Source organism: Embleya sp. NPDC055664, from assembly GCF_053618075.1.
In genome coordinates this window covers 322,746-348,836 of record NZ_JBSHGZ010000006.1, presented here as the reverse complement: position 1 = coordinate 348,836, position 26,091 = coordinate 322,746, and the positions used below count along the sequence as shown (strand labels likewise).

Below are 26,091 nucleotides of genomic sequence, written 5' to 3'. Positions count from 1 at the left end.
GCCGCCCCCGGCTACATGTTTGCGCCGGCCACGACGCCCACGCCCGCGCCCGGGGCAAATTAACCCCCTACCCCCCCGGGTCCAACCGGGAGGGGGGGCTCCCCGGGGGGGGCACCCCCCCCTTCCGGCGTCGTGGGACCCGAGCGGTCCTGCGCGGCCCTCCTCGGGCCCCTGAGGCCCCGGGAAGGGGCCATCGTGATCCGAGGGGCCGCGGCAAACGGCCGACGAACGGCTAGGCGACGCTCTCGGCGACCCGCATGGGCAGCTCCACGCGGGCGCCCAGGGCCTCCAGCTTGGCCTGGAAGTCCTCGTAGCCGCGCTCGATCAGGTCGATGCCGGTGACCCGCGAGGTGCCCTCCGCGGCGAGCGCGGCGATCAGGTACGAAAAACCGGCCCGCAGGTCCGGGATGTCCAGGTCGGTGGCGTGCAGCTTGGCCGGCCCGGAGATGACCGCGGAGTGCTGGAAGTTGCGCTGGCCGAACCGGCAGGGCGTACCGCCCAGGCACTCGCTGTAGAGCTGGATCGTGGCGCCCATCTGGTTCAGCGCCGAGGTGAAGCCGAGCCGCCGCTCGTACACCGTCTCGTGCACGATGGACAGGCCCGTGGCCTGGGTCAGCGCGACCACCAGCGGCTGCTGCCAGTCGGTCTGGAAGCCGGGGTGCACGTCGGTCTCCAGGGCGATCGCGTTCAGCGGCCCGCCCGGGTGCCAGAAGCGGATGCCCTCGTCGTCGATCGAGAACGCGCCGCCGACCTGCCGGAAGACGTTCAGGAAGGTCATCATGTCCAGCTGGCGGGCGCCGCGGACGTAGATGTCACCGTGCGTGGCCAGCGCCGCGCAGGCCCAGGACGCGGCCTCCAGCCGGTCCGGCAGGGCGCGGTGGTCGTAGCCGCCGAGCTTGGCGACGCCCGTGATTCGGATCACCCGGTCGGTGGTGACCGAGATGATCGCGCCCATCTTCTGGAGCACGCAGATCAGATCTATGATCTCCGGCTCCACCGCCGCGTTGGACAGCTCGGTGGTGCCCTCCGCGCGCACCGCCGCGAGCAGCACCTGCTCGGTGGCGCCCACGCTGGGGAACGGCAGCCGCACCTTCGCGCCCTCGAGGCCGTTGGGCGCCTCGATGTAGAGCCCCTCGGGGCGCTTGGTGATCACCGCGCCGAACTCGCGCAGCACGCTCAGGTGGAAGTCGATCGGCCGGTCGCCGATCATGCAGCCGCCCAGGTCCGGGATGAACGCGCGGCCGAGGCGGTGCAGCAGCGGGCCGCAGAGCAGGATCGGGATCCGGCTGGAGCCGGCGTGCGCGTCGATGTCCGCGACGTTGGCCTGTTCCACCTGGGTGGGGTCCATCAGCAGTTCGCCGGGCTCGTCGCCGTCGCGCACCGCGACACCGTGCAGTTGCAGCAGGCCCTTGACGATGCGTACGTCGCTGATCTCCGGGACGTTGCGCAGTCGGCTCGGCGCCTCGCCCAGGAGTGCGGCCACCATCGCCTTGGGCACCAGGTTCTTGGCGCCCTTGACCCGAACCTCGCCTTCCAGCGGGGAACCGCCGTGAACCAAGAGCACGTCGTCTTGCATGAATCCTCGCACTTCTGTGGGTGCCGGAACCGACAGGGAAGATGGGCCGACAGCGCTACACGGTAGTCGGATCCGCATCGGGCCCGTGGCGGGTTGTGGTGCCGAAGGGCCCGGGGAGAAGGGTCTTTGGGCCCGTGGACGAGGAGTGGGGATGGCCGGGGGAACGAGGGGCGGCAGGCTCGCGTACTGCGCGTTCGTGGTGGCGGTGCTGGTGAATCTCTACCTCCTGTTCAATCCCGGCAGTCCGGGTGACCCGGCGCCGTTCGTTCCACATCGTGACAAGATCGTGCATTTTCTCTCCTTCGCCGCCATTGCCTGGACGGGTCGGCGTGTCGGAATCGGTGCGCTGCCGCTCGGCGTGCTGCTCGTGGGGCACGCGGTGGAGAGCGAGCTGATCCAGCACTTCCTGCTGCCGCACCGCAGCGGCGACCCGTTCGATGTGCTCGCGGACGTATGCGGGATCGGCGCCGGACTCGCCCTCGCCGGCCGACTTCCTCGCCGGGCGGCACACTCTGACGCGGCGGTTGCGGGATCATGAGCCCTATGACCGAGGTATCGCTCACCGGACGCCTGCTCGTGGCCACGCCCGCGCTGGCCGATCCGAACTTCGACCGGTGTGTGGTCTTCCTCCTGGAGCACGACGAGGACGGCACCCTCGGCGTGGTGATCAACCGACCCAGCCCGGTGGACGTCGACGACGTGCTCGTGCCCTGGTCCAAGATCGTCAGCGAGCCGTCGGTGGTGTTCCAGGGCGGGCCGGTCGCGATGGACTCGGCGCTGGCCATCGCCTCTGTGCCGGGCGGCGCGGAGCCGCTGGGGTGGCGTCGGGTGCACGGCGGTCTCGGGCTGGTGGACCTGGACGTGCCGCCGGAGCTGGTGGCCGCCGACTTCGGGTCGATGCGGGTCTTCGCGGGTTACGCGGGGTGGGGTCCCGGGCAGTTGGAGACCGAGTTGCGGTCGGGCGCGTGGTACGTGGTCGACTCCGAGCCGGGCGACGCCTTCACGCCGACGCCGGATCGGTTGTGGCGGGCGGTACTGCGGCGGCAGGTGGGCGAGTTGGCCATGGTCGCCACGTACCCGGAGGATCCGACGCTGAATTAGCGCGGTTGTGGGGGTGGTCGGAGGGGTGGTCACGCGCGGGCTCCGCGCTCGTGCGCACGCGCCGATCGATGCGGTCGGCGTCTGGCTATCCTGGTGGGTATGACCACTCCCCAGAGCTTCCCGGAGCCGGAGCACGGGACGGGCACCGGCACGCTGATCGAGGAGACGCCGAAGCTCTCCCACGGCGACGGTGACCACGAACGCTTCGCGCACTACGTCCAGCGCGACAAGATCATGGAAAGCGCGATGTCCGGGAGCCCGGTCATCGCCCTTTGCGGGAAGGTCTGGGTACCGGGTCGCGACCCGAAGAAGTACCCGGTCTGCCCGATGTGCAAGGAGATCTACGAGACCATGCCTGCGGGCGGGTCGGGTGACAAGGACAAGAGCGGTGGCAAGAGCGGCGGCAAGCAGTAGCGGTCGCGGTAGCGGCAACAACAGTCGCTGAGGTGTGCGTGGGGCGTCGGCCGATTCGGTCGGCGCCTCTTGCGTTGCGTTGCGTCGTGGCTCGGGTGGGTGCGGGTGGTGCCGGTCGGGGTGGGATTCGACGCGCTTTTCACCCGTTGTGTTTTGGTTCCGGGGCCCGGTTCACCGGGTGGGGTTTCGGGTTGGCTCAAATCTCGGCCGGGTCCGCTCGTTTCGTGGCCGCGTGGCAATAGGGTGGGCGGCGCTGTGGACGCGACGATCTTGATGCCGTTGTCGCTCGACGAGGCCGTGGACGCCCTCGCGCGCGATCCCCGGGCACTGCCGGTGGCCGGGGGGACCGACCTCATGCCCCGTGTCAACGCCGAACTGGTGCGACCGTCGGCCCTGGTGGGCCTGGCGAAGGTCGCCGACCTGCGGCGATGGGGTTACGAGGACGGTTTCGCCATGCTCGGCGCCGGGCTTACCTGGGCCCGGCTCGCGGACGCGGACCTGGCGGCGCTCGTCCCGGCGCTGGCCGCCGCCGCCAACGAGGTGGGCACCGCGCAGGTCCGCGCGATGGGCACGCTCGGCGGCAACATCCTCGCGAGCGGCCGACCCGCCGACTCGCTGCCCGTACTCGCGGCCCTGGAGGCCACCGTGTCGTGCCGTTCGCCCGGCGGGGTGCGCGAGGTCGCACCGCACCTGCTCGAACCCCGGTCCGGTCCGATCGCCGAACAGCTGTTGCGGCCGGGGGAGTTGATCACCGGCGTACGGGTGCCGCTGCTGCGTGGGGTGCAGGAGTTCGTCAAGGCGCCGGTGGGCGCGGGCCGCTATCTGACCCTGGCCCTGGTGGCCGGGCCCGTGGTCGGCGACGTGCGCTGCGCGGTCGGCGGGGCGCACCCCGGGCCGGTGCGCGCGTTCGAGGCCGAGCGGTGGTTGGCGGGGCGGATGGACGCGCGTACCGGGCGGCTCGCGGACGGGCGCGACGCGGCCGACTTCGGCCGGCTCGTCGCCGACGAGGTGCGCCCCGATGCCGAGCAGCGGGCCGCCCGGGCGCATCTGCGGCACGTGGTCGCGGTGTGCGCGCGGCGCGCGGTACAACGGGCGTTCGGCGGATGAGCGGGCCCGGATTCGGGGACGTCCTCGGGGGTGACACGAACCCGACGACGTCGTACGTGCTGCGGGTCAACGGCGAGGCCCGGCTGATCGAGAACGCCTGGATCGGCGAGAACCTGCTGTACGTGCTGCGCGAGCGGCTCGGCCTGCCCGGCGCCAAGGACGGCTGCGGGCAGGGCGTGTGCGGCACCTGCACCGTGCAGTTGGACGGGGTCGCGGTGGCCGCGTGCCTGATCGCCGCGGCCACGCTGGGCGATCGTGAGGTCCGCACCATCGAGGACCTGGACAACGACCCGGAGACCGCCGACGTACAGCGCGCGCTGATCGAGGCCGGCGCGGTGCAGTGCGGGTTCTGCGTGCCGGGCGTGGTCGCGTCGGTGTGCGCGCTGCTGGCCCGGGCGCCCGAGCCGAGCGAGGTGGAGATCCGGCGGGCGCTCGACGGGCACCCGTGTCGGTGTGCGGGGCCGCATCCGATGGTGGACGCGGTGCGGATCGCGGCGCGCCGGCGGGTGCCGCGGGAGACCCACTCGACGATGATGTTCAACGTGATCGCGCCGCCGACGTCCGGCGGCGCCGAGTGAGCGGGCGGACCCGGTGATCGGCGAATCCGCGCCGCGCCCCGACGGCGACGCCAAGGCCCGGGGGCGGTTCTCGTACACCGGCGACCTGTGGGCGCCGGGGCTGCTGTGGTGCGTGCTGGTGCGCTCGCCGCATCGGCACGCGCGGATCCTGGGCATCGACGCCGGGGCGGCCTACGCGGTGCCGGGGGTGCGCGGTGTGGTCACCGCCGCCGACCTGCCCGCCGGGGCGTGCCACGGGGCGATCGTGGCGGATCGGCCGGTCCTGGCCGACGGTGTGGTGCGGTTTGCCGGGGAGGCGGTCGCGGCGGTGGCGGCGGAGACGTTGCAGGCGGCGCGGGCCGGCGCCGCGGCGGTGCTGGTGTCGTACCAGCCGCTGGAGCCGGCCGTCGACCCCGAACACGCCTTCGCGGGGCCGCCGTTGCATCCGGACGGGAACGTGCTGCGGCACATCGCGTTGCGGCACGGGCGGCCGGTCAGGGTGCGTCGGGACGGTACGCCCGTGGAGGAGGTGGTGGTCGAGGGGCTGTACGAGGTGCCGGCGCAGTATCAGGCCAATCCGGCCACCGACGCCGCGCTTGCGCTGCCCTCGCCCGACGGCGGGGTCGAGTTGCACGTGGCCACGCCGTATCCGCACGCGGACCGCGATCAGGTCGCCGAGTGTCTGGGACTGCCGGCCGGGATGGTCCGGCTGATGCCCACCGGCGCGGGCGGCTCCGGGGGCAGCCGCGAGGACGTCGGACTGACCGCCGTGGTGGGGCTGTTGGCGCTGCGCACGGGGCGACCGGTCAAGGCGGTGCTCGATCGGGACGAGTCGCTGCGCGCGGGTGGGCATCGGCACGCGGCGCGGATGAAGTACACGCATCGGGCGGACCGGGACGGGCGGCTGCTCGCGGTGGAGGCGCAGATCATCCTGGACGGCGGTGCGTACGCCGGGGTGTCGGCGGAGGTGGTCGGGCGGTTGATCGGATGTGCGGCGGGGCCGTACATGGTGCCGTACGCGGCGGTGGATGCGTGGGCGGTGCGGACCAACAACGCGCCGGCCGGGGCGATGCGGGGGCCGGGCGCGGTGCAGGTGTGCTTCGCGCACGAGGCGCAGATGGACAAGCTGGCGGACGCGCTGGGGATGGACCCGGTGGAGCTGCGGCTGCGCAACGCGCTGAGCACCGGGACGATGTTGACGACGGGTCAGGTGCTGGACGGGCCGGTGCCGGTGGGGGCGGCGTTGCGGGCGGTGGCCGAGGCGGCGCCGCCGGCGGTGGCGCTCGCGCCGGGGACGTTGCGCGGGACGGGGTACGCGGTCGGGCTGATGCCGCTGCTCGGGATCGAGGGGGCCGACGAGTCGTCGACGGCGACGGTGCGGCTCGACGGCGGGGTGGTGACGGTGACGTGCGCGGCGGTCGAGGTCGGGCAGGGCTTCGTGACCCTGGTGCGGCAGATCGTCGACGAGGTGCTGGGGGTGCCGGACGCGATCGTGCTCCAGGCCGGGACCGCGCTGCCGACGGCGGGGGCGCCGGGGGTGGGGCGGCACACGTGGCTGACCGCGGGGGCGGTGGAGCAGGCGGCGCGGGAGATCCGGGAGCGGTTGTTGGCGCCGGTGGCGGCGCGGTACGGGATGACGGCGCGGTTGCTGGATGTGCGCGACGGGCGGATCCGGTCCTACGACGGGCTGATCGACCTGCCGGTGGATGTGATGTACGAGGACACGGCGACGGTGACCACGGCGGGCGCGTGTCGGGCGCCGAGCACGGAGCCGTTGGACGACGCGGGGCAGGGCAACGCATACCCGGCGGTGGCGTTTTCGGCGTGTCGGGTGGTGGTGGACCTGGATCCGGAGCTGGGCACGATCCGGGTGGTGGACGTGACCGGGGCCTACGACGCGGGGCGGGTGCTGGATCCGGCGCAGGCCCGGGTGCGGGTGGAGAGTTCGGTGGCGATGGGGGTGGGGCTGGCGCTGACGGAGGACGCCGAGGCGGTGTGGGCGCCGCCCGGGCCGTGGGACGTACCGCCGGTGCGGGTCGCCGCGTGGATCGAGGAGCCCCAACCGGGCGCCCCCTTCGGCGCGAAGGGCCTCGGCGACGCCGCCATCGTCCCGGTTCCGGCCGCCCTGGCCGCAGCCGTCCGCGACGCCACCGGCCTGGAACTCCCCCGCCTCCCCATGCGCCCAAGAGACGTAGTGGTGGACTGACGACCCCCGCCGGCGCCGCCACGGGCAGACGCGGACCGCGCCCGTGTGCGCAGGGATGTGGCGCGCCTTGGGCGTGGTTCGTTGAGAAGGTGGGGTGATTGCATTGATAAGTCGGTTGATATGACAGGGCCTAGGCTGTCTCGGTGACAGCCGTAGGGGAGTCGAAGTCCGCCGCACGACGTGGCGCCGCAGGATCCGAGGGGCGGGAGCCGGGGGTGTTGACCCGGCCCTACCGGCATCTGACGCTCGGGATCGTATCGGTCGTCCTGTTGATCGCCTTCGAGGCGATGGCCGTGGGTACCGCGATGCCGGTGGCGGTTCGGGAACTGGACGGCGTGCAGCTGTACGCGCTGGCGTTCTCGAGCTTCTTCACCACCAGCCTGCTCGCCATGGTCGTCTCCGGCGAGTGGTGTGACGCGCGTGGACCGCGACTGCCGCTGTTCGGCGGGATCGGGGCGTTCGCCGCGGGCCTCGTACTCTCCGGCACCGCGCAGTCGATGTGGCCCTTCATCGTCGGCCGGGCCGTTCAGGGCCTCGGCGGCGGCCTGGTGATCGTGTCCCTGTACGTGGTGGTCGGCAAGGCGTACCCGTCCACGCTGCGCCCACGCGTGTTCTCGGCCTTCTCGGCGGCGTGGGTGCTGCCCTCGATCGTCGGGCCGCCGGTGTCCGGCCTGGTCACCGATCACCTCGGCTGGCGCTGGGTGTTTCTGGCGATCCCGGTGCTCGTGGTGTTGCCGATCGTGATGATGCTGCCGCAACTGGAGCGGATGGCGGGCGAGTCGGCCCCCGACGTACGGATGAACCGACGCCGCATCGGCGCGGCGGCCGGCGCCGCGCTGGGCGCGGGAATGCTGGAGTACGGCGGCCAGGACCTGGACGTGGTCGGCATACCGCTCCTGGTCGCGGGGACCGTGCTGATGGCCGTGACGGTGCCCCGGCTGCTGCCGACGGGCACGATGCGCGCGGTACGCGGCTTGCCGACGGTGATTTTGTCCCGGGGCGTTCTTGCGGGCGCGTTCTTCACGGTCGAGTCGTTCGTTCCGCTGATGCTGATCAGCGAACACGGGCTGTCCCCGACCGAGGCGGGCCTGACCCTGACGGTGGGAGCGCTGTCCTGGGCGATCGGATCCTGGTACCAGGGTCGTTCGTCCCAGGAGCGCCGCCCCGTGCTGGTCCGGGTCGGCTTCCTGTTCGTGGCGCTCGCGATCGCCGGAGCGCTGCTGGCGTTGCTGCCGGGCATGACCCCCTACACGGTCACCGCGGGGTGGTTCTTCGGCGGTATCGGCATGGGCCTGGCCGTCTCCTCGCTGAGCGTCCTGACCCTCGACCTGTCCACTCCGGAGGAATCCGGCACCAACTCCTCCTCCCTCCAGGTCGCCGACTCCCTCGGCACGATCGTCATGATCGGCATCTCCAACGCCGTCTTCGCCGCCCTCCACGAGGGTTCCGGCAAGGACGGCGGCGTCTTCGCCCTGATCTTCGCCATCATGCTCATCCTCGCCCTGGCGGGCACGTTCCTGCCCCCGCGAATCCGCCCCCGCCCCACTCGAAGCTGACCGAGAGCCCTCCGGCCCGGTCGCGAGCTCGTCGATCGGCGGTGGGATTCCGGATACGGACAGCGACTCCTGCGACTACCCTGAGTCCCGAGCGCGTGCGGTACCGCGCGCCATCGGGGATGGGGGCCTCATGCCGTTGCAACCGCGATTTTGCAGATCCGCAGGCTCGCAGCGGCGATTCGTCGACCGGGAAGAGGCCACGGCGGCCTTCGAGGCGGTGTGGACCGACGCCGGGGACGGCCTGCGCGTCGTGAACGTGACCGGTGTCGGCGGCATCGGGAAGTCGCGATTCCTGCGGGAGTGCCAGGCACGGTCGACGGCCGAGGCCCGCACCGTGCTGCTCGACCTGCAGATTCCCGCGCTGCGCGAACAGGACGCCGCGCTCGCGGTGTTACGGTCGGGCTTCGGCGCCCAGGGGGCCGCCTTCCCTCGCTACGACCTCGCCTACCTCGCGCTGTGGCAGCGCCTCCACCCGCACCTGCAGATCTCACTCGCCGACGTCGCGGCCCGCCGGCAGAGCGACGTCCTGGCCGATCTCGCGGACGCGGTGGGCGGCCGGACGAGGCCGAGGCGGTGCGCGGCGGCTGGCTCGCGGCGATGCCGGCCGACGTGCGGACGGCGGCCGCGGTGGATCTGCCCGTGTACATCCGGCACGAGCGGGTCAAGTCGGCCCTCGTGGACACCGTCCGGTACGCCAAGTTGATCGCGGCGGCGGTCGATCCGAGGACCGAGGCTCGCCTCGTTGCCTCGTTGACGACGAAGCTGAACCGGGCCAGGGCGGTCTGGGGCCTGGACGATCGGTTGGCCGGCGAGGAGACGCGCCGGATCCTGGGCGCACACGCCGCCGCCGTCGTGGAGTGACATCGAGGCCGACGCGTCGATCCGTCGAGGGCGGGGGGTTTGTCGGGACGCGCCTGGGACGTCGAGGTGGATGGGATTTGGGTGGGCGAAGGGCCTGGGGATTTGGGCGGAATCAGGAGTGAGCGGGGAGGTTTTGCCCGGGCGTGGGGTCGTGTTCGGAGGGCCCCGATGGGGCGCTCGGGTAGCCTGAGCGCTTGTCTTTGGTTGTCTTTCGGTCTGGAGCAGAGCCGTCGCAGTGAGTACCGCAGCCGCGTCCCATCTGTCCCCGGCCTTTCCCAACCGTGCCTCGTGGGGTACGGCGAACAAGTTGCGTGCTTGGCAGCAGGGGGCCCTTGATCGGTATCTGGAGCGGCAGCCTCGGGACTTTCTCGCGGTGGCCACGCCCGGTGCCGGGAAGACCACGTTCGCGTTGCGGATCGCCTCCGAGTTGTTGGATGCGCATGTGGTGCACCAGATCACCATCGTGGCGCCGACCGAGCATCTGAAGAAGCAGTGGGCCGAGGCCGCCGCGCGGATAGGGCTGCGGATCGATCCGAATTATTCGAGTTCGTCGGGGCCGGTCTCGCGGGAGTATCACGGCATCGCGGTCACCTACGCGGGTGTCGGTGTGCATCCGATGTTGCATCGGCGGCGGGTGGAGAACCGCAAGACGCTGGTGATCCTGGACGAGATCCACCACGCGGGCGACAGCAAGTCGTGGGGCGAGGCGTGCATGGAGGCGTTCGAGCCGGCCACCCGGCGGCTCGCGTTGACCGGTACGCCGTTTCGGTCGGACATCAACCCGATTCCGTTCGTGGCGTACGAGGAGGGCAAGGACGGCATCAGGCGGTCGTCGGCCGACTACACCTATGGGTACGGCCACGCGCTTTCGGACGGCGTGGTGCGGCCGGTGATATTCCTGTCCTACTCCGGCGATCTGCGCTGGCGGACCAAGGCCGGGGACGAGATCGCGGCCTCGCTCGGCGAGCCGATGACCAAGGACGCGATCAGTCAGGCCTGGCGTACCGCGCTGGATCCGCAGGGGTCGTGGATGCCGCAGGTGTTGCGGGCCGCCGACAAGCGGTTGGGCGAGGTGCGCAAGGCCATTCCGGACGCGGGTGGTCTGGTGATCGCCACCGACCACGAGTCGGCTCGGGCGTACGCGCGGATGATTCGGGAGATCACCGGTCAGGGCGCGACGCTGGTGCTCTCCGACGACGCCGGCGCCTCGAAGAAGATCGAGGACTTCTCCGCCTCCGAGGAGCGCTGGATGGTCGCGGTGCGGATGGTGTCCGAGGGGGTGGACGTGCCTCGGCTGTCGGTGGGTGTGTTCGCGACGACGATCTCGACGCCGCTGTTCTTCGCGCAGGCCGTGGGGCGCTTCGTGCGGGCCCGCCGCCGTGGTGAGACCGCGTCGGTGTTCCTGCCCTCCGTGCCGACGCTGCTCCAGCACGCGAACGAGATGGAGATCGAGCGCGACCACGTGCTGGACCGCCCGAAGAAGGAGGGCGGGATGTACGACGAGGAGGACGCCCTCCTTGCCCAGGCCAACGCGCAGAAGGACGAGCCGGGACAGCAGGAGGAGTTCGCGTTCGAGGCGCTGGAGAGCGAGGCCCGGTTCGACCGGGTGTTGTTCGACGGCGCGGAGTTCGGGCTCCAGGCGCACGTGGGTAGCGAGGAGGAGCAGGAATACCTGGGGTTGCCCGGGCTGCTCGAACCCGACCAGGTGCAGATGTTGTTGCAGTCGCGCCAGGCCAAGCAGGTGGCCAAGAGCCGACGCCGGCCGGACCACGAGGCCGACCTGTCGGAGAAACCGGCCGACCAGCGCCCAGTGGTGACGCATCGTCAGATGACCGCGATGCGCAAGGAGCTCAACACGATGGTGGCCGCGTGGCACCACCGCACCGGGCAGACGCACGGGCAGATCCACAACGAGCTGCGGCGGGTGTGCGGCGGGCCGGCGGTGGCCCAGGCCTCGGCGGGGCAGTTGGAGGCGCGGATCGGGAAGATCCGGGAGTGGGCCACGTCGGGGCGGTGAGGCGGGGCGGGGTGGCGCGCCGAGGAGGGGTGGCGGGCCCGAGCCCTTGCCGGGGCCGGTGCCGGAGTCGTTGCCTCGAACTGCCCGAGCGCTCGTTTGAGCCCGAGCACTCGTCCGAGCGCGAGCCGGAGCCACTGCCCCGGCCCGAGTTCCAGCCCGAGCCCTTGCCCCAGCCCGAGCACTCGCTCCAGTCCGAGCCGCGCGAGCCGGAGTTGAGCCCGGCGATGGGTGATCGCTCCGGGTGGGGCGGGTGATTTCGGGTCGATGGTGGCGGCTGGGATTGTCTTGATTTCGGTGATGGGGCGCGCTCGGCGGTCGGGGGACGGACTGCGTTTGATCTCAGGGGTTGGGACGCGGTGTCCGACTGGTGAGTACGGAGCTGCCCGGATGCCGCCGTGTGCGCAACGTGGCGAGGATCGCATGTTGTGGATTGGTTTATTTGTAGCTTATGTCCTGATTCATCTGATATTTTAGCTGTCCGTATCCCGGATATCCGGTGCCAAAGCTTCCCCCTCTGGTTAGCGTGATCCTCTGACGCCTCGCACAGGAGAAACCGTCCTGCGTGGGCGTGGGAATCCGTTCGGCCTGCCCGCCGAATGGTGACGAGTACGTGTCCTGGCCCCATGATCTGGCGCCGCACAGCCTCGCGAATGTGGCGTTCCGTTCGGGGATCGAACGCCGCCGCTGGACGTAATGCAACGTCACGCGAAGGGAGGGGGGCCGGTGGTCGCCGAGACGTCACAGACCCTGGACCGAGGACTCAAGGTCCTCGAACTGCTCGCCGATGCCTCGGACGGTTTGTCGGTGTACGACATCACCGCCGCGCTGGGCGTCAACCGCACCGTCGTCTACCGCATTCTCGCCACCCTGGAGCAGCACGGCCTGGTCCGCCGCGACGAGAGCGGACGTACCAAGCTCGGCCTCGGTGCGCTGCAACTGGCCCGTCGGGCCCACCCGCTGGTTCGCGACGCGGCGGTGCCGTGTCTGCGTCGGCTCGCCGAGGAGACCGGGGCCACCGCGCACCTGACCATCGTGGACGGCATGGAGGCCCTCGTGGTCGCCGTGGCCGAACCCACCTGGACCGACTACCACGTGGCCTACCGGGTCGGCTCGCGGCACGCGCTGGACGCGGGTGCTGCGGGGTTGGCGATCCTGGCCGCGCGTCGGGTGATGGCCGGGCTGGACGGGCCCAGGTCCTATGTGTACGCCCCGGGCGACGGTCGGAACACGGTGCCGGGGATCGCCGCGGCGGTGCCGGATCTGGCGGCGGTGGAATCGAGCGTCGGGATCGTCTCGCTCGGCAACCTGGACACCGAACGCCTGGGGCGTCGGGTGGCCGAGGCGGCGGCCGAACTGTCCAACGAACTGGGCGGCGTGCGGGTGTCCGCGGCGTAGGGTCGGGGTCGGGGCGGTGCCTGTGGGGTGGCCGTGGCACGCCTGGGGGACGCCTGCGGAGGCGGTGAGGCGAGTCCGGTACGGCGCGTGCGGTCGCGCCGTGTTTAATTGCCAAGCGTGGCCCGAACCAAGCTCACCCTGCCGGTGTCTCTGCTCCTCGTCGCGTGCCTTTTCGGCTTCGCGTTTCTGGTGCCGATGCCGTACGTCCTGATCACGCCGGGCTCGGTCGCCGACACGCTCGGGGACGACGGGGGGCGGCCGGTGGTCGAGATCTCGGGGCCGGCTCCGGTGTACCCGACGACCGGGCACCTGTTGCTGACCACGATCCACGCGAGCGGGCGGAACGAGAAGCATCGGCTCGGGTCGCTGCTTTCCGCGTGGTGGGACGAGGACGAGTCGGTGGTGCCTCGGAAGTCGATCTACCCGGACGGCAAATCGGTCGAGCAGGTCGTCGAGACCAACGTCAAGGACATGGTCAAGTCGCAGGACAGCGCGACGGTCGCGGCGCTTCGGTATCTGGGCAAGTCGCCGGAGGACGTCAAGGTCACGTTGCACCTGTCCGATGTCGGCGGGCCAAGTGCCGGGCTGTTCTTCGCGCTGGGCATCGTGGACAAGATGACCGAGGGGCCGTTGACCGGTGGGCGGACGATTGCCGGTACGGGGGCGATCGACACGAACGGCAAGGTCGGCGAGATCGGTGGGTTGCCGATGAAGTTGTTGGCGGCGAAGCGGGCGGGGGCGACGGTGTTCATCCTGCCGAAGGGTGAATGTGGCGAGGCCGGGCGGGTGGGGGATTCGGGGTTGAAGCTGATTCCGGTGGAGACGCTCTCGGGGGCGGTCGATGCGTTGAACGCGCTCAATGCCGGGGGCAAGGTTCCGTCGTGCTGACGCCTTTGGCCTCAAACGCCGGCCGGGCTGGGTGGTCGTTCGGCTGACGCCGGGCGTTGGTGGGCTTTGTTGGCCTCAAACGCCGGCCGGGTTGGTCTTGTCGATCACCTTCGCGCCCGCCACCTTGAGTGCGATGCCCGCGATCCAGGCGGCTCTTCCGCGATCGTGGTGCCGACCGCCGGCAGTTACCGTCGCCCGCCGCCCGAAAAACGCCAGATGGGCCGAGCGGGCACGACCGTCACCCGAACCGGCGCCCCGTCACCCGTCCGCCACGACCGCGTGCGCTCACCCCTCCGTCACCGCGCACTCGACCAGCGGCAACACCCGATACGGCACCGGGTTCTCCGTCGCGATCGTCGTGGAGGCGCGGACCACCGCGTCCAGCTCGACGATCCCCTCGATCACCTGCTGCAGATGCGCGTTGGAGCGGGCCACGATCCGGCACAGCAGGTCGCCCCGACCGGTGATCGTGTGCACCTCCAGCACCTGCGGTACACACTCCAGGTGTTTGCGCACGTCACGCCCCTGCCCCTGGCGGATCTCCAGGGTCATGAACGCGGTCACCGGGAAGCCGAGCGTGGCCGGGTCCACGTCCGGCCCGAAGCCCCTGATCACGCCGCCCTCGCGCAGCCGGTCCAGGCGTGCCTGTACCGTCCCGCGCGCCACGGCGAGCCGGCGCGAACACTCCACGACACCGATCCGCGGCGTGTCCACCAACAACCTGATCAGCGCGGCATCCAACCGGTCGATCTGCACGGTGCCCTCCCTCGGGGTACTCGGTTCCCGGTGCCTACCCTGGGGCCATTCACGGCCACACCGGGAGGCAGCATGACGACCGACCTGATCGCGGCGCTGCGGGAGGATCTACCCGCGCACGTCCTGGTGACGGACGCGGACATCGCCGCATCGTACGCGCGTGACATGGCCGGCCTGTGTGCGGCCGGTAACCCTGCGGTGGTGGTCCTCGCCGAGACCACCGAACAGGTGCGGCACGTGATGCGGGTGGCCACCCGGCTGCGGGTGCCGGTGGTCCCGCAGGGCGCCCGGACCGGGCTGTCGGGCGGGGCCAACGCGGTGGACGGCTGCATCGCGCTGTCACTCGTACGGATGAACCGCATCCTGCGCATCGACCCCGTGGACCGGATCGCCGTGGTCGAGCCCGGTGTGGTCAACGCCGACCTGTCCAAGGCCACCGCCGAATTCGGCCTGGTGTACCCGCCGGACCCGTCCAGCTGGGAGACCTGCACGATCGGCGGCAACATCGGTACCGGCGCGGGCGGGCTGTGCTGCGTCAAGTACGGCGTGACCGCCGAGTACGTGCTCGGCCTGGAGGTCGTCCTCGCCGACGGGCGAGTCCTGCACACCGGGCGGCAGACCGCCAAGGGCGTCGCGGGCTACGACCTGACCCGCCTGTTCGTCGGCGCCGAGGGCACGCTCGGCGTGGTCACCCGGGCCACCCTGGCGCTGCGCCCCACCCCGCCGCCCGCGCTGGTGACGGTGGCCCAGTTCGCCGACACCGCCTCGGCCGCCCGCGCGGTCTCCGCGATCATGGCAGCCGGGCACACGCCCTCGCTGATGGAGCTGATGGACGGCACCACGCTGCGGGCGGTGAACGCGCTGGCCGCCATGGGCCTGCCCGAGCACAGCGCGGCGCTGCTGCTGATCGCCGTGGACACCCCGGAGCCGGCCGCCGAGTTGGCCGCGATCGAGGCGATCTGTACCGGGGCGGGCGCGTTCGAGGCGTTCACCGCCGAGGACGCCGAGGACTCGGCGATGTTCATGCAGGCCCGCCGGCTCGCGCTGCCGGCCCTGGAGCGGCTGGGCACGAGCATGATCGACGACGTCGCGGTGCCGCGTTCGCGACTGGGCGACATGCTCGACGGGGTGGCCGCGATCGCCGAGCGCCACGCCACGGTGATCGGGGTGTGCGCGCACGCGGGCGACGGGAACACCCACCCGATCGTGATCTTCGACGCGACCGACCCGGCCGCGGTCGAGCGGGCCGGTCTCGCGTTCGATGCGATCATGCGACTCGGCCTGGACCTCGGCGGCACGATCACCGGAGAACACGGCGTGGGCGTACTCAAGCGGGAGTGGCTGGCGGAGGAACTGGGGCCGGTGGGTGTCGAGGTGCAGCGCGGCATCAAGGCCGCGTTCGACCCGCTGGGCATCCTCAACCCGGGCAAGGTGGTCTGAGGGTGGGCTGAAGGTCGGCTGAACGAACCCGGAGCAGGGGGTGGTCCGGAGCACCCGCTGCTTCCTCGGAGGTCCTGTCGACTGCTCCCGGGGTGGCATGCCCCGGGGGTACGTCGGGGTTCGGGTCGTCCTCGGGTAGTAGGCGTGATCGGCACTCCCGGCCGACGCCCGAATGGGGGTACGACACCTAGGTTTGGATACGTCGCCCCTGCTGGGGCGCACGGTGTCGCCCTCTCGGGGCGGACCGGGGTGCGTTCGGAGGTGGCGGTCGTGGAGAAGCGGGACAGTCGAGAGGTACGGGTCGCGGCGATCGCGCTGCGCCGCCGTCGGCAGGCACGCGCGCAGGCCACCGCCCGCCTCGTCACCGCGATCCGCCGAGCCGCCTGACCGGCTCCCCTTGCGATGTACGACCCCGCCGCCGAGGCGGGGTCACAGCGCGCCGGCCGCGGCGCGCACCGTCGGGTGTAGCGGGTAGCCGAGTTCGCGGCGCGCGGGGCCCGTGTCCGGCAGCCCCTCCCACGCATCCGCGGCGCCGCCGTCCACGCCGCCGGCGGTCGGGCGGTCGGGTTCGACCGCAGACTCGTCGACCTCGGATGCGTGGTCCGGGCACTGCGGATCCAGGGACACATGGTCCCTGGATACCGCTCCGGCCAGGGCCGATGCTGGGGGCATGAGCGATCGACGCGAACTTGCCGGCTTCCTGACGCGCAGCCGGGAGCGGTTGTCCCCGGCCGACGTGGGGTTGCCCGACGGCTCCCGGCGGCGCACCGCGGGGCTGCGGCGCGAGGAGGTCGCGCGGCTGGCCGGGATGTCGGTCGACTACTACGCGCGGCTGGAGCAGAACCGGGGCGCCAACCCGTCGTCGCAACTGCTCGCCGCGCTGGCCCGCGCGCTGCGGTTGGACCAGGACGGTCGCGATCACCTCTTCCACCTGGCCGGGCAGGTACCGCCGGGGCGCTCGTCGGGCCGCGACGCGCACGTGCCGCCGGCGATGTTGCTGGTGCTCGATCGGTTGCACGACGTGCCGGCGCAGGTGATCTCCGATCTGGGCGACGTGCTCGCGCAGAACACGATGGCGGTCGCGTTGATGGGGCCGGGGGTCGGACGCAACATCCTGGTGCGGTGGTTCACCGAGCCGGACTCGCGGTCGCGCTTCCGGGCGGAGGACGCGGACGCCGCCTCCCGTACCCACGTGGCCGAACTGCGGGCCACGGTCGGGCGGCGGGCCGGTGATCCCCGGACGGCGGCGCTGGTGGCGCAACTGTCGGCGGGGTCGGCCGAGTTCGCGCAGTTGTGGGCCGCGCACGATGTGGCGGTGCGGCGGTCGATGGACAAGACGTTCCGGCATCCGTCGATCGGCGACATCACGGTGCGGTGCGAGGTGCTGGTCGCGGCCGAGGCGGATCAGCGGCTGATCGTGTACACGGCCGAGCCGGGGAGCCGGGCGGCGGAGCAGTTGGCGCTGCTTCGGGTGGTGGGCGTGCAGACCATGACGGCCTCGGCGGAGGCGGGCACGGGGCGGGATTGAGCGGGGCGGGGGCGGGGCCGAGCCGGGGCCGGGCCTGGGCGGCGGGCTTCGGGGCGGGCCGGCCTGCGGCCCGGGTGTCCTCAAGCGCCGGACGGGCTGGGTGGGCTCGGGTCGGCCGGCGGCGTTGGGCTTTGGGTTTCGGGTGGGGGTGGCGCGGGTGTGGGGTGGGCTCGTGGTTCAGCCCGTCCGGTGTTTGAGGAAGACCGGGCCGGAGGCCGGCCGGGGCCGGAGTTGCTTCGCTTCGGGCCGTGGGGGCGGATCCGGGATGGTTCGTTGGGGTTGGTTGCTTGGCTTGAGGCCGGGTTTTGTTATTGCTCGGTCGGGTTTGGGGGGAGGGTTGGTAGGAGGGTGCGTAGGTGGGAGTGGTCCACCGTCAGGCCGGACTCGCGGGCTGCCTCGATGGTCAGGTCCGGGGGGTAGCCGTGGGAGTCGTAGAGGGTGAATACGGTCTCCGCCGGCAGGTCGGATCGGCCCGTCGCGAGGCGGCGGCGGATGGCGCGGTCGACCAGGCGGGTGCCGCGGGTGAGGACTCGGTCGAAGGACTCCTCCTCCCGCGCGGTCACCTCCTCGATCAGGGGCGCCGCGAGGGCGAGTTCGGGCCAGGACGGGCCCAGGTTGCGCACCACGCTCGCAGTGATCGGCGGCAGGATCGCGCCTTCGATACCGAGTCGGCGGCCGTGCCGGATCGCGCGTCGCATCAGCCGGCGCAGGACGTACCCCGTGCCCTCCTTGTCCGGCCGGATGCCGTCCGCGAGCAGGAACGCGATCGCCCGCGCGTGGTCGGTGACCACCTCGAACGAGACCCGGTCGGGGTCCTCGCGGTCGACGGGGGAGTAGCCCCGACCCGCCGACTCCTCGACCACCGCGAGCGTGGGCCGCAGCAGGTCGGTCTCGACCGCGCCGCCCACGTCCTGGAGGATCGCCGCGAGCCGGTCCAGCCCGAGCCCCGTGTCGACGCCGGTGCGGGGCAGTTCGCCGAGGACGGGAAAGCTCCCGTTGGGCCCGCTCTCGCCGCGCACGCTGTGCATGAAGACCAGGCTCCACAACTCGACGAAGCGCTCCGAGTCCACCGCCGGTCCGCCGTCCGACCCGAACGACGGGCCCCGGTCGTAGGTGACGTCCGAGCACGGCCCGCACGGCCCCGGCACGCCCATCGACCAGAAGTTGTCCGCCGCGCCCATCCGTTGGATCCGCGACGACGGCACGCCGACCGCGCGCCAGATCCGCTCCGACTCGTCGTCGTCCTCGTACACGGTGATCCACAACCGGTCGCGGGACAGGCCGAAGTGTTCGGTGAGCAGTTCGTACGCGAACGCGATGGTCTCCGGCTTGAAGTAGTCGCCGAAGGAGAAGTTGCCCAGCATCTCGAAAAAGGTCGAGTGCCGACGGGTGTACCCGATGTTGTCGACGTCGACGGTGCGGACGCACTTCTGGACCGAGGTTGCGCGGGGGAACTCGGGCTCGACGTCGCCCAGGAACCAGGGTTTGAACTGGTTCATCCCCGCGTTCGCCACCAGCAGGCTCGGATCGGGCGGCAGCAGTGAACCGGACGGCACCGGGCGGTGTCCGCGCGCGGTGAAGAAGTCGAGAAAGGTGGAGCGGATGTGTGGAGAGAGCATGGCGCATCGGCCTTCGCGAGAGCAGCGGGCGGTGGGGGTACACACACGCCGAGCCGGGCCGAGGCGCGCTATCGCGCCCGGTTCGCCGGCCCGACGCCGGTAGCTCGCTGCTCGTGGATCTCCATGTCCCCGACGATAACGGGACGCTTCGCCGGGGTCGACGGGATATCCGGGGCCCCGGCCGGGCGAACCGGGACTCGGGCCCGAAATCCCGGTGCGGGCCCGGCGAACCGGCTTCTCGCGCCGGTCGGCATGCCCTACCGTGCCGATCATGAGCGAGCAGCCACGCAGCGAGGTCCCGGCCGGCGACGGCGGCGACCTGCGCCCGGACATGGCCGATCGACTGCGCTCCTACTGGGGTTTCTCCGCGCAGCGCGAACGCCAGGCCGCGATCGGCCGCGCCGCGCCGCGCAAGCGGCGGCACGTCGAGGTGCAGTGCGGCAAGTGCGGCTCGACCAAGGTGAGTACGGACATCGTCGGCGACTACGTCTGCGGTTCGTGCGCCGCGCGCTGGCGACCGCCGACCGCCGCGGACGGGCCGACCTGTCCCGAGTGCGGCTCGGGCAAGGTGTCCTCGATGCCGTACGGCGATCGTAAGTGTCGGGACTGCGATCACCAGTGGCGACCCAGCTGACCTGCGATTTCGCCGGTACGCCCTTGTTTTGTCGCGCGGTTGCCGGTACCCACCGAACCCACGAGAGCACAACGATCCACGTGGGAGGCAGCGCATGGCAGGACGTCTTTTGGACCACGTCGCGGTGATCACCGGCTCGGGTGCCGGCATCGGGCGCGGGATCGCCCGGCGGTTCGCGGCCGAGGGGTGTCGGGTCCTGGTGAACGACATCCGCGGTGAGGCGGCGGAGCGGGTGGCCGCCGAGATCACCGACACGTTCGGCGTCGAGACGCTCGCGGTGGTCGCCGATGTCACGATCAAGGCCGAGGCGGTCGGGCTGGTCGAGGCCGCGCTGTCCCGGTGGGGACGCCTGGACACGCTGGTCAACAACGCGTGGGGCGGCGGCCGGATCAACCGGATCGAGAACAAGACCGACGAACAGTTCCGGCACGGCCTGGACATGGCGATGTGGGCCGGGTGGTGGACGATGCGCGCGGCGTTCGAGCCGATGCGGGACGCGGGCGGCGGCAGCGTGATCAACATCGCCAGCCTGAACGGGGTCAACGCGCACCGCTTCACGGCCGAGTACAACGTCGGCAAGGAGGCGCTGCGCGCGCTGACCCGCTCGGCCGCGCGCGAGTGGGCGCCGCACCGGATTCGGGCCAACGTGATCTGCCCCGGGGCCAGGACCGAGGCGTTCGAGGCGTACGCGAGGGCGAACCCGGAGGCCGCCGCGGCCGCCGAGGCGCTGAATCCGATGGGGCGGTTGGGCGATCCGGAGACCGACATCGGCGGCGTCGCGCTGTTCCTGGCGAGCGAGGATTCGTGCTACGTGACCGGCAACACCCTGTTCGTGGGTGGCGGGACGCACATCAACGGGTCGACGTGGGCGCCCACGCCGGAGGAGGATCGGGTCGGGTAGATGTCCGAGATGGTGGATGAATGCGGGCTATTGACGCGGAATTTCCGTGATGCGCGCCACTCTTGCGAGTAATCGTCAAACTGACGAGTAATCGTGTTATGCTGACGACATGGACACCGCAACCACGGCATTGCTGACGGATCACTACGAGCTGACGATGCTCGAAGCCGCACTGCGCAGCGGTGCGGCGCACCGTCGTTCGGTGTTCGAGGTCTTCGCCCGCCGGCTGCCGGACGGGCGCCGTTACGGCGTGACCGCCGGCACCGGGCGACTGCTCGACGCCATCGAGAACTTCCGCTTCGACGACGAGACGCTGAGCTTCCTCGACGAGGCCGGCGTAGTCGGCCGGGCGACGCTGGACTGGTTGGCCGGCTACCGCTTCACCGGCAATGTGTGGGGCTACGCCGAGGGCGAGTGCTGGTTCCCCGGCTCGCCGCTGGTGGTGGTCGAGGGCAGCTTCGCCGAGGCGGTGGTGCTGGAGACGCTGATCCTGTCGATCCTCAACCACGACGCCGCGGTCGCCGCCGCCGCGTCGCGGATGACCTCGGCGGCGGCCGGGCGGCCGTGCATCGAGATGGGCTCGCGCCGCACCCACGAGGAGGCCGCGGTCGCCGCCGCGCGCGCCGCGTACATCAGCGGCTTCGCGAGCACGTCCAACCTGCGGGCGGGGCAGCGGTACGGGATTCCGACCCGGGGCACCAGCGCGCACGCCTTCACGCTGCTGCACGACGACGAGCGCGAGGCGTTCGCGGCGCAGGTGGCCGCGCTGGGGGCGGACACCACACTCCTGGTGGACACCTACGACGTGGCAACGGCGGTACGGACGGCGGTCGAGGTGGCCGGGCACGAACTGGGCGCGGTCCGACTCGACTCGGGCGACCTGCTCCTGCTCGCCCACCGGGTGCGGGCGCAGCTCGACGAACTCGGCGCGGCCAAGACCCGGATCGTGGTCACCAGCGACCTCGACGAATACGCGATCGCCTCGCTGCGGGCGGCCCCGGTGGACGCCTACGGGGTGGGCACGCAGCTGGTCACCGGCTCGGGACACCCGACCGCGTCGCTGGTGTACAAGCTGGTCGCGCGCGCGATGAGCGACGAGCCGGACGCGCCGCTGGTGCCGGTGGCCAAGAAGTCGCCGGGCAAGCCCAGCCACGGCGGCCGCAAGAGCGCGGTGCGGCGCTACGACGCGGACGGGGTGGCCGAGGCCGAGGTGCTGCGGCCGTTCCGGGCGGACGCGGAGCCGGTGCCGGGGGAGCGGGAACTGCTGGTCCCGCTGGTGCTGGGCGGGGAGATCGTCGGGCGCGAGCCGCTGTCGGCGGCGCGGGCGCGGCACGAGCGTTCGCGTGAGGAACTGCCGCTTTCGGCTACGCAGCTCTCGCGCGGGGAACCGGTACTTCCGACGATTTACGAGTAGGCGCGAGCGGGTTCGTCGGTGGCGGCGGGCCGGTCACGAGGAGGCAGGTGGCGATGACCCGGGCATTGATCGTGGTGGACGTACAGAACGACTTCTGCGAGGGCGGAAGCCTCGCCGTCGCGGGCGGCGCGGCGGTGGCCGAGGCGATCCGGCACCACGTGGCGGCCAACGCGGCCGAGCAGCCGCCGGACCCGGTACACGCGGAGACGCCGGCGTATGCGCACATCGTGGCCACGCGGGACCACCACGTGGACCCCGGGGCGCACTTCTCGGCGACGCCGGACTACGCGCGGTCCTGGCCGGTGCACTGCGTCGCCGGGACGGAAGGGGCGCTCTTCCACCCGGCGTTCGCGTCGGCGGTCGAGTCGGGGCGGGTGGAGGAGGTCTTCTCGAAGGGCGCCCACGCCGCCGCCTACAGCGGCTTCGAGGGAGCCGCCGCCGACGGAACGTCCCTCGCCGCGTGGTTGCGGGAGCGGGGGGTCACACAGGTGGACGTGGTGGGCATCGCCACCGACCACTGCGTCCGGGCAACGGCCCTCGACGCGGTAGGCGAGGGCTTCGCCACCCGGGTACTCCTGAGCCTCACGGCCGGGGTGGGCCCGTCGAGCACAGCGACGGCGCTGGCGCAGATGCGGGAGGCGGGCGTGGAACTGGTGGGCGAGCCGGTCGCGGGGTGACGGGGGCGGAGGGGGTGGGGCGGGGCGGGGGGGGGGGGCGGCCCGGGGGGGGGGGGGGGGGGGTTTTTGGGGGGGGGGGGGGGGGGGGGGGGGGGGGGGGGGGGGGGGGGGGGGGGGGGGGCGGCCTCAAACGCCGGCCGGGCTGAGTGGTTTGGCTTGGCTTGGAGCTGAGGCGGTGCCGGCGTCTCGGTTGGGTCGGGGTGGCCGGCTCGGCCCGGCTTGAGCGAGTCAGGTTGCGGTTGCGGGGCCGACCCGACCCACCCGGAAACGCACGCCCGGCGAACCCGACCCGAGCACCCACCCCACCCGCCGCTGCTGGTCGCCTTTTCCGCCGACCAACGCACCCGCCTCGCCGCAAGCCCCAAGTCTCGAAGCCCCGCACGCCGCCGGCGGTGGCCCACCCCGCGACCGGACCCGCCCCGCACCGGCGCCCGTAGCCACGGGCTCGATGTCAGCCGGCCCGGCCCGGCCCACATCCCCCTCCGCGTCCCCCGCGGGCGTTGTCACGGCGTGGACTTGGTGATTGTGACCCTTGTCGCGCCCCCCGTTCTGGTGGGGCCTTCCGTGTGGATTTGTACGCCGGTGTGGGGGACCTTTACGCCTGTGGTGGGGGAGGATCCGGACCAGTACGTGGCTGTGTCGGTGAAGGTTGGGGTGCCTGGGCGGGATGGGAAGGTGCCCAGTCGGCCCAGGGTGATTGCGGAGGTTTGTTCGGATTCTGCGGTCAGGGCCGCGTCGGCGGTTTGGAGGCGGGTGGGCAGGGGTTTGCCGGTGGGGTCGCGGAGGAGGTCCGGGTGGATGTCGATCGGGAGGATCAGGCCCTCGCCCGGGTGGCGGGAGACGTCGTTGTCGGTGAACGCGGTGTCCCACAGCCAGATCAGGACGCCCTCGCCGTAGGGGAAGTGGGTGGCCACACGTTTGCCGGCGGTGAGTTGGTACGGGCCGTCGACCAAGGCGGTGTCGGCGCCGACGTATTGGCGGTTCTCGACGATGTACCAGCGTTTTGCGCCGTTGGGGCGTGGGGGCAGGGGGATCAGCAGGGCCTGGGGGTCGCCCGTGGACTGGTTGGGGGCCAGTTGCACCACGGTTTTTTGGGTCGGGTCGACGACCCGGACGTCCAGCCAGCCGAGTTGGAGCTTGTCCCACGCGGACAGGGCGCCCGGCAGGGAGCCCGCGCCGTCCTCGTCGCCGAGGTAGGCGCCGAGGGCCATCAGTGACCAGAAGCCGGGTGGGCCGTCGGTGGAATTGCCCCGGTCGTACAGGTCCGGCAGGCCCAGGTTGTGGCCGAACTCGTGTGCGATCACGCCCAGTCCGCCGTTCTCCGGCTGCATCGTGTAGTCGCCCACCCACAACCCCGAGTCCCCGATCGGCACCCCGCCCGCCCGGTTGCCGGCCGGGCCGGTGCGGCCCACCTGGTCGGCCTCGGCGTACCAGCGGTGCGACCAGATCGCGCCGCGGCCCTGTTCACCGCCGCCCTGGGCCTTGTCCACGCCGGCGTGCACGATCTCCACGTTGTCCAGGTAGCCGTCGGGCTCGTCGAAGTTGCCGTCGCCGTCGAAGTCGTCCCGGTCCCACCGGTCGAAGGAGGCGAGCCGCTCGCGGATCTGCGCGGCGCTCAGCCCCTCCGCGGCCCGCCCGTCGAACCACACCTTCAGCGCGTCGCGGACCAGCGCCCAGACGTCCCGGCACACGTTCCTGCCGCACGCGTCGTTGCCGTAGCGCGCCTCGTTGTACGGCACCCGCACCCAGTCGGTGACCTCGCCGTCGATCGAGTAGCGCCCCGCCGACTGCCGCAGGTAGTACGACGCCAGCGACGGCGCGACCGTGCCCGGGCCGAAGAACAGGTCCTGGTAGTGGTCGCGTTCGTAGGCCGGCCGCCACATCGTGGTGGTGTCCTGGGTTCGGTCCGGCGCGGGGATCGTGTTGTGCCGGGGGCCGGGGCGCGAGCCGTAGCGCTGCCCGTTCGGGCGGTCGAGACGATCGCCGAACTCGACCAGGATCACGAACACCCGTGACTCGGCGGGCGGTCGGGTCTCGGCGCTGCCCGCCTCCCCCGCCGGCACGGTGCGCGAGGTCGGCCCCGGATCCTCGGTCACCGCCCGCACCGCCGCGTCGCGCCGCTGTCGGCGACGCTCGCTGAACGGGTGCGACAGGTCGTGGTCGCGTTCGGCGAAGGCCCCGGAGTCGGCCCCCGCGGCCGGTGCGTCGGGTCTCGGCGCCGCGGGGGTGGGCACCGCGGCGAGGATCAGCAGCGCGCACAGCACGGTGACGAGGGTGGGAGTGACGCGCCTGGGATTCACGAGGACGCTCCGGGGCTCGGGTTATCCGAGATCGAGGATCACCACCCCGACCGGTCGCGGGAGGGTGCCCGGAGTCGGGACCGATAAATCCCGATCGCAATCGAATGCTTACATTGCGCGTCGCGCGCAGTAGCGTGAAACAGGGGGGCGTGCACAAAGGGGTGCAGGGGAGGTGGTGCGTCGTGGCAAGAGGAGATTTCTTCCGACTCGGCTACGGCGTATTCGTCACGATCGTCTTGACGGTCTCACTACTCGCGGCGTGGGAACCGCGCACCGTGGCGGGGGCTGCCGTCGCCATGGGCATCGGGGTCGCGCTCGGCACGACGACGGCAGTACTCGGGATCCGCGCCCGGCATCACTCGGCTCGGGTCACGCCCCGCGGATGACCGTGGTGTGCGCGGCCTTGTCGTGCAGGCACTGGTGCCAGGGCTGATCCCAGAGCTGCCACAGGACGTTGACCAGCCAGAACAACGTGCCCAGACACGGCACGATGACCGGAAGGGTGTACACGGCTGCGCGGGTCCACGCGATCGACCCCGCGATGGGCCCGCCGTCGGCCACCCGAACCACCCGGATGCCCAGCACCCGCTTGCCCAGGGTGCGGCCGAACCGGTCGAGTTGGAAGCCCTCGTAGACGAAGTAGACCAGCGAGAAGATCAGCCCCGAGGCGAACTGCGCGCCGAACGACACGTCGTCGTAGTTGTAGTCGCTGCCGGCGATCGGCCAGGAGATCAGGCCGGCGACCACGCCGACGATCAGGCTGTCGATGATCCGCGCGACCAGTCGGCGCAGCGGCCCGCCGAGCGTCGGCCCGCCGCCGTATCCGCCGCCGCCCGTGCCTGCGCCGTAGGTCGGCTCCTGGCCGTACGGGCCGCCCTGGCCGTAGGGGTACTGGCCCGTGGGGTCCTGGCCGTACGGCGGCTGCTCGGACGGATCCCGCCCGTAGGGCGGCTGCTGCCCGGTCGGGTCCTGCCCGTACGGAGGCTGGTTGCCGGCCGGTGGTTGTTGTCCGTACGGATTCCCGCGCGTCGGGTCGTTGCCGGACGGGTCGGAAGGCGGCGGGGGCGGTGGGCTTCCTGTCATAAAACCGAGTAAAGCGGACAAAAGCCGACGTGAGCGTGACGCCTTCGGCCAACCCTGGCGT

At 71.7% G+C, this 26,091-nt stretch carries 24 protein-coding genes; 18 read left to right on the top strand and 6 right to left on the bottom strand.

The genetic code is table 11. The features are described 5' to 3' along the window. Positions 1-232: 232 nt before the first annotated feature. The gene (gene murA / locus ACWGR4_RS14040) at positions 233-1,576 is read right to left on the bottom strand and encodes a UDP-N-acetylglucosamine 1-carboxyvinyltransferase (protein ID WP_126643613.1); all 1,344 of its coding nucleotides are present in this window, start codon (positions 1,574-1,576) and stop codon (positions 233-235) included. A 151-nt stretch (positions 1,577-1,727) separates the two neighbouring features. Here murA and ACWGR4_RS14035 point away from each other — a divergent pair, with 151 nt between their 5' ends. The 11 genes from ACWGR4_RS14035 (at position 1,728) to ACWGR4_RS13985 (ending at position 13,678) form a co-directional block, all read left to right on the top strand. Continuing rightward, positions 1,728-2,114, top strand: coding sequence for a hypothetical protein (locus ACWGR4_RS14035; RefSeq protein WP_452128915.1), 387 nt, complete (start codon positions 1,728-1,730; stop codon positions 2,112-2,114). Between the two features lie 5 nt (positions 2,115-2,119). Next, the gene (locus ACWGR4_RS14030; protein WP_078977041.1) at positions 2,120-2,677 is read left to right on the top strand and encodes a YqgE/AlgH family protein; all 558 of its coding nucleotides are present in this window, start codon (positions 2,120-2,122) and stop codon (positions 2,675-2,677) included. A gap of 99 nt (positions 2,678-2,776) precedes the next feature. Then, complete coding sequence (locus ACWGR4_RS14025) at positions 2,777-3,091, top strand: DUF3039 domain-containing protein (protein WP_126643614.1); 315 nt, start codon at positions 2,777-2,779, stop codon at positions 3,089-3,091. 273 nt (positions 3,092-3,364) lie between these two features. Continuing rightward, positions 3,365-4,198 (top strand): FAD binding domain-containing protein, encoded by an 834-nt coding sequence (locus ACWGR4_RS14020; RefSeq protein WP_380003144.1) that lies wholly within the window; start codon positions 3,365-3,367, stop codon positions 4,196-4,198. Continuing rightward, on the top strand, positions 4,195-4,776 hold the full coding sequence (locus tag ACWGR4_RS14015) for a (2Fe-2S)-binding protein (protein WP_380002707.1): 582 nt from the start codon (positions 4,195-4,197) through the stop codon (positions 4,774-4,776). Before ACWGR4_RS14020 ends, ACWGR4_RS14015 begins: the two co-directional genes overlap by 4 nt. 13 nt (positions 4,777-4,789) lie before the next feature. After that, positions 4,790-6,961, top strand: a complete 2,172-nt coding sequence (locus ACWGR4_RS14010) for a xanthine dehydrogenase family protein molybdopterin-binding subunit (RefSeq protein WP_380002708.1) — start codon at positions 4,790-4,792, stop codon at positions 6,959-6,961. A gap of 143 nt (positions 6,962-7,104) precedes the next feature. Then, positions 7,105-8,517 carry an MFS transporter gene (locus ACWGR4_RS14005; RefSeq protein ID WP_452128916.1) on the top strand — a complete coding sequence of 471 codons (1,413 nt, stop codon included), beginning with the start codon at positions 7,105-7,107 and terminating at the stop codon, positions 8,515-8,517. A 573-nt stretch (positions 8,518-9,090) separates the two neighbouring features. Continuing rightward, positions 9,091-9,378 carry a hypothetical protein gene (locus ACWGR4_RS14000; protein WP_452128917.1) on the top strand — a complete coding sequence of 96 codons (288 nt, stop codon included), beginning with the start codon at positions 9,091-9,093 and terminating at the stop codon, positions 9,376-9,378. 235 nt (positions 9,379-9,613) lie between these two features. After that, entirely contained in the window at positions 9,614-11,395 is a 1,782-nt protein-coding gene (locus ACWGR4_RS13995) for a DEAD/DEAH box helicase (RefSeq protein WP_380035823.1), read from the top strand. Between the two features lie 723 nt (positions 11,396-12,118). Beyond that, a complete protein-coding gene (locus ACWGR4_RS13990; RefSeq protein WP_078979460.1) occupies positions 12,119-12,790 on the top strand; it encodes an IclR family transcriptional regulator in 672 nt (223 codons plus the stop codon). 117 nt (positions 12,791-12,907) lie between these two features. Further along, complete coding sequence (locus ACWGR4_RS13985; protein ID WP_380002713.1) at positions 12,908-13,678, top strand: YlbL family protein; 771 nt, start codon at positions 12,908-12,910, stop codon at positions 13,676-13,678. Positions 13,679-13,963: 285 nt separating this feature from the next. On the opposite strand, the gene ACWGR4_RS13980 is transcribed toward ACWGR4_RS13985, so the two are convergent. Further along, positions 13,964-14,434, bottom strand: a complete 471-nt coding sequence (locus tag ACWGR4_RS13980) for an Lrp/AsnC family transcriptional regulator (protein ID WP_380002714.1) — start codon at positions 14,432-14,434, stop codon at positions 13,964-13,966. Between the two features lie 72 nt (positions 14,435-14,506). Here ACWGR4_RS13980 and ACWGR4_RS13975 point away from each other — a divergent pair, with 72 nt between their 5' ends. Then, positions 14,507-15,874, top strand: a complete 1,368-nt coding sequence (locus ACWGR4_RS13975; RefSeq protein WP_452128918.1) for an FAD-binding oxidoreductase — start codon at positions 14,507-14,509, stop codon at positions 15,872-15,874. Between the two features lie 429 nt (positions 15,875-16,303). On the opposite strand, the gene ACWGR4_RS13970 is transcribed toward ACWGR4_RS13975, so the two are convergent. After that, positions 16,304-16,546: a hypothetical protein gene (locus ACWGR4_RS13970; RefSeq protein WP_452128919.1), complete on the bottom strand. Its 243-nt coding sequence runs from the start codon at positions 16,544-16,546 to the stop codon at positions 16,304-16,306. On the opposite strand from ACWGR4_RS13970, the gene ACWGR4_RS13965 reads away from it, so the two are divergent. Beyond that, positions 16,545-17,402: a helix-turn-helix domain-containing protein gene (locus ACWGR4_RS13965; RefSeq protein ID WP_452128920.1), complete on the top strand. Its 858-nt coding sequence runs from the start codon at positions 16,545-16,547 to the stop codon at positions 17,400-17,402. The two genes, ACWGR4_RS13970 and ACWGR4_RS13965, sit on opposite strands and share 2 nt — an antisense overlap. 308 nt (positions 17,403-17,710) lie before the next feature. Here the strand turns inward: ACWGR4_RS13965 and alaS are convergent, their stop codons facing one another. Beyond that, the gene (alaS, locus tag ACWGR4_RS13960) at positions 17,711-19,021 is read right to left on the bottom strand and encodes an alanine--tRNA ligase (RefSeq protein ID WP_452128921.1); all 1,311 of its coding nucleotides are present in this window, start codon (positions 19,019-19,021) and stop codon (positions 17,711-17,713) included. Between the two features lie 271 nt (positions 19,022-19,292). Between alaS and ACWGR4_RS13955 the strand changes: the two genes are divergently transcribed. From ACWGR4_RS13955 to ACWGR4_RS13940, 4 genes are all read left to right on the top strand, one after another. Further along, a complete protein-coding gene (locus ACWGR4_RS13955) occupies positions 19,293-19,655 on the top strand; it encodes an FmdB family zinc ribbon protein (RefSeq protein ID WP_143658021.1) in 363 nt (120 codons plus the stop codon). Positions 19,656-19,749: 94 nt separating this feature from the next. Next, positions 19,750-20,556 carry an SDR family NAD(P)-dependent oxidoreductase gene (locus tag ACWGR4_RS13950; RefSeq protein ID WP_380002719.1) on the top strand — a complete coding sequence of 269 codons (807 nt, stop codon included), beginning with the start codon at positions 19,750-19,752 and terminating at the stop codon, positions 20,554-20,556. Positions 20,557-20,665: 109 nt separating this feature from the next. Next, positions 20,666-21,970 (top strand): nicotinate phosphoribosyltransferase, encoded by a 1,305-nt coding sequence (locus ACWGR4_RS13945; RefSeq protein WP_380002720.1) that lies wholly within the window; start codon positions 20,666-20,668, stop codon positions 21,968-21,970. A gap of 53 nt (positions 21,971-22,023) precedes the next feature. After that, a complete protein-coding gene (locus ACWGR4_RS13940; protein WP_452128922.1) occupies positions 22,024-22,647 on the top strand; it encodes an isochorismatase family protein in 624 nt (207 codons plus the stop codon). A 503-nt stretch (positions 22,648-23,150) separates the two neighbouring features. On the opposite strand, the gene ACWGR4_RS13935 is transcribed toward ACWGR4_RS13940, so the two are convergent. Continuing rightward, a complete protein-coding gene (locus tag ACWGR4_RS13935) occupies positions 23,151-24,947 on the bottom strand; it encodes an immune inhibitor A domain-containing protein (RefSeq protein WP_452128923.1) in 1,797 nt (598 codons plus the stop codon). A 182-nt stretch (positions 24,948-25,129) separates the two neighbouring features. Here ACWGR4_RS13935 and ACWGR4_RS13930 point away from each other — a divergent pair, with 182 nt between their 5' ends. Next, positions 25,130-25,333 carry a hypothetical protein gene (locus tag ACWGR4_RS13930; RefSeq protein WP_126643288.1) on the top strand — a complete coding sequence of 68 codons (204 nt, stop codon included), beginning with the start codon at positions 25,130-25,132 and terminating at the stop codon, positions 25,331-25,333. Here the strand turns inward: ACWGR4_RS13930 and ACWGR4_RS13925 are convergent. Continuing rightward, a complete protein-coding gene (locus ACWGR4_RS13925; RefSeq protein ID WP_380002722.1) occupies positions 25,317-26,030 on the bottom strand; it encodes an RDD family protein in 714 nt (237 codons plus the stop codon). The genes ACWGR4_RS13930 and ACWGR4_RS13925 overlap by 17 nt on opposite strands. Between the last annotated feature and the right edge of the window lie 61 nt (positions 26,031-26,091).

Bases quoted from the DNA above. Each gene is read 5' to 3' on its own strand.
- murA (WP_126643613.1), bottom strand. From the start codon at position 1,576: ATGCAAGACGACGTGCTCTTGGTTCACGGCGGTTCCCCGCTGGAAGGC.
- ACWGR4_RS14035 (WP_452128915.1), top strand. From the start codon at position 1,728: ATGGCCGGGGGAACGAGGGGCGGCAGGCTCGCGTACTGCGCGTTCGTG.
- ACWGR4_RS14030 (WP_078977041.1), top strand. From the start codon at position 2,120: ATGACCGAGGTATCGCTCACCGGACGCCTGCTCGTGGCCACGCCCGCG.
- ACWGR4_RS14025 (WP_126643614.1), top strand. From the start codon at position 2,777: ATGACCACTCCCCAGAGCTTCCCGGAGCCGGAGCACGGGACGGGCACC.
- ACWGR4_RS14020 (WP_380003144.1), top strand. From the start codon at position 3,365: ATGCCGTTGTCGCTCGACGAGGCCGTGGACGCCCTCGCGCGCGATCCC.
- ACWGR4_RS14015 (WP_380002707.1), top strand. From the start codon at position 4,195: ATGAGCGGGCCCGGATTCGGGGACGTCCTCGGGGGTGACACGAACCCG.
- ACWGR4_RS13975 (WP_452128918.1), top strand. From the start codon at position 14,507: ATGACGACCGACCTGATCGCGGCGCTGCGGGAGGATCTACCCGCGCAC.
- ACWGR4_RS13965 (WP_452128920.1), top strand. From the start codon at position 16,545: ATGAGCGATCGACGCGAACTTGCCGGCTTCCTGACGCGCAGCCGGGAG.
- ACWGR4_RS13970 (WP_452128919.1), bottom strand. From the start codon at position 16,546: ATGCCCCCAGCATCGGCCCTGGCCGGAGCGGTATCCAGGGACCATGTG.
- alaS (WP_452128921.1), bottom strand. From the start codon at position 19,021: ATGCTCTCTCCACACATCCGCTCCACCTTTCTCGACTTCTTCACCGCG.
- ACWGR4_RS13955 (WP_143658021.1), top strand. From the start codon at position 19,293: ATGAGCGAGCAGCCACGCAGCGAGGTCCCGGCCGGCGACGGCGGCGAC.
- ACWGR4_RS13950 (WP_380002719.1), top strand. From the start codon at position 19,750: ATGGCAGGACGTCTTTTGGACCACGTCGCGGTGATCACCGGCTCGGGT.
- ACWGR4_RS13945 (WP_380002720.1), top strand. From the start codon at position 20,666: ATGGACACCGCAACCACGGCATTGCTGACGGATCACTACGAGCTGACG.
- ACWGR4_RS13940 (WP_452128922.1), top strand. From the start codon at position 22,024: ATGACCCGGGCATTGATCGTGGTGGACGTACAGAACGACTTCTGCGAG.
- ACWGR4_RS13925 (WP_380002722.1), bottom strand. From the start codon at position 26,030: ATGACAGGAAGCCCACCGCCCCCGCCGCCTTCCGACCCGTCCGGCAAC.